Origin of the sequence: Emticicia sp. (genome assembly GCF_043780375.1) — a bacterium.
In the GTDB taxonomy this organism is placed as follows: Bacteria; Bacteroidota; Bacteroidia; order Cytophagales; family Spirosomataceae; genus Emticicia.
Genome location: NZ_JAYWCU010000235.1, coordinates 1 through 4,747 on the forward strand (window position 1 = coordinate 1; position 4,747 = coordinate 4,747).

Annotated in this window: 5 protein-coding genes; all 5 read left to right on the top strand. The window is 32.9% G+C overall.

The window, feature by feature from the left end; all coding sequences use genetic code 11:
* Positions 1-117 precede the first annotated feature (117 nt).
* Positions 118-1,056 (top strand): FAD:protein FMN transferase, encoded by a 939-nt coding sequence (locus ACH2CJ_RS17935; protein ID WP_394994808.1) that lies wholly within the window; start codon positions 118-120, stop codon positions 1,054-1,056.
* Positions 1,057-1,422: 366 nt separating this feature from the next.
* Complete coding sequence (locus tag ACH2CJ_RS17940; RefSeq protein WP_394994811.1) at positions 1,423-2,682, top strand: tyrosine-type recombinase/integrase; 1,260 nt, start codon at positions 1,423-1,425, stop codon at positions 2,680-2,682.
* Between the two features lies 1 nt (position 2,683).
* Positions 2,684-3,664 carry a hypothetical protein gene (locus ACH2CJ_RS17945; protein ID WP_394994813.1) on the top strand — a complete coding sequence of 327 codons (981 nt, stop codon included), beginning with the start codon at positions 2,684-2,686 and terminating at the stop codon, positions 3,662-3,664.
* Positions 3,665-3,776: 112 nt separating this feature from the next.
* Entirely contained in the window at positions 3,777-4,106 is a 330-nt protein-coding gene (locus ACH2CJ_RS17950; RefSeq protein WP_394994816.1) for a helix-turn-helix domain-containing protein, read from the top strand.
* A gap of 234 nt (positions 4,107-4,340) precedes the next feature.
* On the top strand, positions 4,341-4,747 hold a 407-nt coding region (locus tag ACH2CJ_RS17955), incomplete at its 3' end, for a hypothetical protein (protein WP_394994819.1).

A 4,747-nucleotide genomic window follows, 5' to 3' on the forward strand; every position in this document is an offset into this window, starting at 1 on the left:
AGTTTCATGAATTTGATTAGATTTTGGTAAAATTGACAGTTTTTTGTAAATTTAAGCAGATATCACTACATAAAAGTTAATCTTGCGTAACTTAAGTAAATAATTTGACTTTTTAAAATGAAAATTTTCTTTTCAAGAGTTACAATCTGGAGGAATAGCTTTTTAGGGCTATTCCTCTTTTTGTGTTTGTCGGTATCGGGGCAAAAACGCTTTGAGTTTTCTCACCCACAAATGGGTACAATATTTCGAATGATAATTTATGCAACCGACTCATTATTGGCTACTTCGGCATCCCAAAAATCTTTTACTCGCTTAGATGAATTAAACTTAATTCTGAGCGATTATCGAGAAGATAGCGAGATTAATCGCTTATGCCGAACTGCTGGTTCTGGAACGGGCGAATACATAAAAGTAAGCAATGATTTATGGGCAATTATGCAAGAATCTGTCAAAGCAGCTAAACTGTCGAAAGGTTATTTTGACGTAACCATAGGGCCGATGACGCAACTTTGGCGAAGAATGAAACGTCAAAAACAGTTGCCAAGTCAGCAGCAAATTGAAGATGCACGGGCAAAAATTGGTATTAAAAATATTTTTACAAATCCAGATAATCAATCAATTATGCTCAAAAAAACAGGTATGAGAATTGATTTTGGAGGAATTGGGAAAGGCTTTGCCGAGGATGAAATGATGAAAACTTTGAAACATAATGGTATCCATTCGGCAATGATTGAAGCAGGAGGAAATATTTTACTCTCCGATTCGCCTATTGATTCACCTCAGGGTTGGGAAATAATTATAAAAGACAAAAAACACTATCTTAAAAATTGTGGTATTTCAACCTCAGGAGATTTATACCAATTTGTAGAAATTGATGGTATAAAATATGCTCATATTCTTGACCCGAAAACAGGTATTGGTTTTACCGAATCTCGACAGGTTAGTATCATTGCACATGACGGTACAAGCTCTGATTGGCTCTCAACAGCATTATACTTAATAGGCCCTAAGCAAGGTGAGAAATTAGCAAAAAAAATGAAAGTGAAGGTCTTATAAGAATTGGGGTCTAATCTCTTGGGTTAATAACTTTCGGGAAAATACAAAAGTAAATCACTGAATAATTAACACCAAATTTCGATTATGAAAAGCCCCATCTATTTTTAGTGAAGAAACAAATAAGCAAAAATACCTGATAATTAATTGATTATCAGGTATTTAAGAAGTGGGCCCACTTGGAATCGAACCAAGCACCTACTGATTATGAGTCAGCGTTGTTTTATAGATATTGGTAGACAAATCAACATAAACCTCTATTATTCTACAAATTTAATGCTTTTTTATTGATTTAATTACGTCTATTTTCATATATTTGTATTAAATGTTTGCAAATTGTTTGCAAATAAAATTTATAAAAAACAGATAATGAAGATTGATACGCCAAAACTTTCTATATTTCTTGATAAACGCTACGCAAAAAAAGACGGAAAATTTCCAGTAAAACTACGTATTACTTTTAAGAGGGAGGCTAAATATTACCCAACAGAATTCAATATGACCGAAGATGAATTTATTCGGCAACGAGATTCTGACACCCTTCGAGCCAATAAAAGTATTGGTACAAAAGAGTATGCTCAATTAGCTAAAATCAATAGTGTTTTAAATAATCAGCTTGCTGAAGCTCAAAAAGTAATTGATAACCTCAAGGTTTTTAATTTCGATACTTATGAACAAAAGAAAGATGAAAATATTATTGAGTCCGATAATATCTTTGTGGCTTTTCAACAAAAAATAGAAAATTTAGAAACGGAAGGTAGAATTGGAACTGCTATAACTTACCGTAATGCGTTGAAGAGTTTACAGGCTTTTCATAAAATGAAAGTACTTTCTTTGAATAGTATCTCAGTCAAATTTCTTGAAAAATATGAAAAATGGATGCTTGACAAAGGTAATTCAGTTACTACAATAGGCTTTTATCTACGTAATCTCCGTGCTATTATCAATGAATTAATTGACAGTGACAGAACCAAATTAGAAGAATACCCTTTTGGTCCAAAAAAGTATATTATTCCCACCAAAAAGAATACGAAAAAGGCATTATCAAACCAAGATTTAAAAAAAATCATGAGCTATAAGCCTGAACCTAATTCTTCTGAGTCAAAATATTTAGATTACTGGCTATTTATGTATTTGGGTAATGGCATGAATCCAATTGATATGGCACATCTTAAATATGCTAATCTTGGAAAAGACAGGATTGTTTTTAGACGAGAAAAAACCAAAAGAACCAATCGAGAAACAAATGAAATCATAGTTTTTTTGCATGAGCAAAATATAAAAATCATTGAGCAATGGGGTAATCCAAATAAACCTAATAATTTTATCTTTCCTATCTTGAAAGAGAAAATGACACCTATTGAAATCAAAAAAGCGGTATCGCAGTTTGGAAAACAAATTAATAAGTACATGAGACGAATTGGAGAAAAACTCGAAATTGATAAAAATATCACAACTTATGTGGCTCGACATAGCTTTGTAACCAAATTTTTAGCCGAAGGTGGCTCTCTGCTTGATGCAAAAGATATGACTGGACATACTTCCATTACTACAACAGAAGGTTATGTTGGTAGCATTGAAGACGACAGAATCAAAAATATTACTAACCGCCTCTCCCAATTCTCCTAAAATGTACGCATCGAATTTTTACCGAAAGGAACTTGAACCAGAAATTTATATTGAAAGTGTCAAGCTTTTAGCTCAGGAACATGGCCTTTTTGAAATCTACCCTTTTTCAAATTCGTTCATTGAAGAATTTGTTTGCCATGAACTCATCACGTACGATACTCGAAAAATCAATCTGGATGAAATGCTCAAAGCGGTGGTTGGGATTCTTTCTGAATTTGAAACAATTCTCAAGGCTTTCAAAAAATCAATTCCGACAAATTCGATAAACTTTGATGCTTACATTTATGATGTATTGCAAATTGTTGGTGGCATTTCCAATCGGGTATTTTCAAATAAAGTAAATGATTATACAGATTATTTGTTGGGTGCAATCAATGATATTTGGATGAATAAAATGATGCTGAATTTTAGTAAACTTGAACGGCTCAGTTCCGTCGAAATCAATTATGCTTTGATGATTTTGACCGAAGAAATCATAACCGAAAAAAGCAAATTGAAGCATTTGTTTTATCTTTTAGATTTGACTTACAAACGATTAGCTTTCGTTAAAGAATCAAACTCACAAGAGAAGAAGCATTCAAAAACTACTGAACTAAAAAAGCAGGATGCTCTACCCCTATTTGAAAACTTTTTGACTAATATTTCATTTCAAACAATCATAGAATGTTTCATTGAACACAAAATTTGCACAGCTGATGGGAAATTTATAAGCAAAATTGGTGGCAGAAACCCATTCCCAAGCCCAATCATGATTACTTTTTTGCCCGAAATATTAGCTGGTTTATCTTTTTTCGATATTGATGCTTGGGAAGCTCTCAATCTGAAAGAGAAAATAGAAATTCTGAGCAAAACCTTCGGTGTAAAGGCTAATCCTTCTTTTTTTTCAAATGCTGCTTCCAAAAACAACAGGCCTTCTGACGAGAAAATCCTGCGTTTTCAACTACTTATTGCTTCTTCTTTGAGTAAAATCTCCACAAAATAGACTCTTTCCTTGTTTGAAATGAAATATTTAAAAACATTTCATTTCAAACAAAGATTTCTAAATTTCCTTCCCCTTGTTTTGTAGCATAATCAGCACTAAATACACTACAAAGATGAATAAACAATTTTCCAATCAAACTAAAAGTACCCCTGCTTTACCCGTTGAAGGTTCATTCGATTACCTGATTCAGCAAGCAGTTGAGAAAGCACTTATGAATGTTTCTGAACCGCTCTTAGAAAGTGTGGTGGACCGAATTATTTCTCGTAAAATGCACGAAAGTAAAGACGAACCGCTGACCATTGAGCAAGCTGCTGAATTGATTCATAAGAAAAAGCAGACTATTTACAGCTATTGTTCTTTGGGGAAAATTCCATTTCATAAAAGTGGTAACCATAATATCTTCTTTCGGAGTGAATTAGTTGAGTGGCTGAAAACTAATTAAAAAATGCGGTATGTGTTTCTCCTTTTTACTTTTTGTATCCGTTAGAAAAGTTCTTTTGACTCATTGAATCCTTGTCAAACTTATTGCAATCACACGATAAGCCTTGATTAACTGGATGCAGGTTTTACCTCATAAAGATTCAAAAAGAAAGAATATTTCTTACCAAATGCTAAGTAAAAAGCAGCAAGATACCCCTAAACGTATAGGGTCGTTTCACATTAAATAAAAAACAAAATGGGGTTACAACACCAAAAAACCGCTGCTGATTTATTGACCTATTTGCCCGTGTTAAAGCAAAAATTTACTGATTTAGTAGGAGAAACTAATCAAATGGAAGAAATCTTGATTAATTCAGCCTTTGAAAACTACGAACTCTACTTAGCATTTAGAGAGAATAACAATGCTGTTTCAATTGAATCTACTCAAAAAATGAAGAAATCGGGTGAAAGTGACCACCTCCAAATGGCTTCATTGGCACTTTATTACCACAAAATAACAGATAACTTCATACAAGGTAATTTTATCGAAGTTGATACCCAACTATTGCGAGAAATCTTTCAATTTTACCGTGAAAGTATGCTCCATTTCAAGTTTCAAAAAGTTGCTTTTAAAGCAATAAAAGCCTCATTGAGCAATATTAC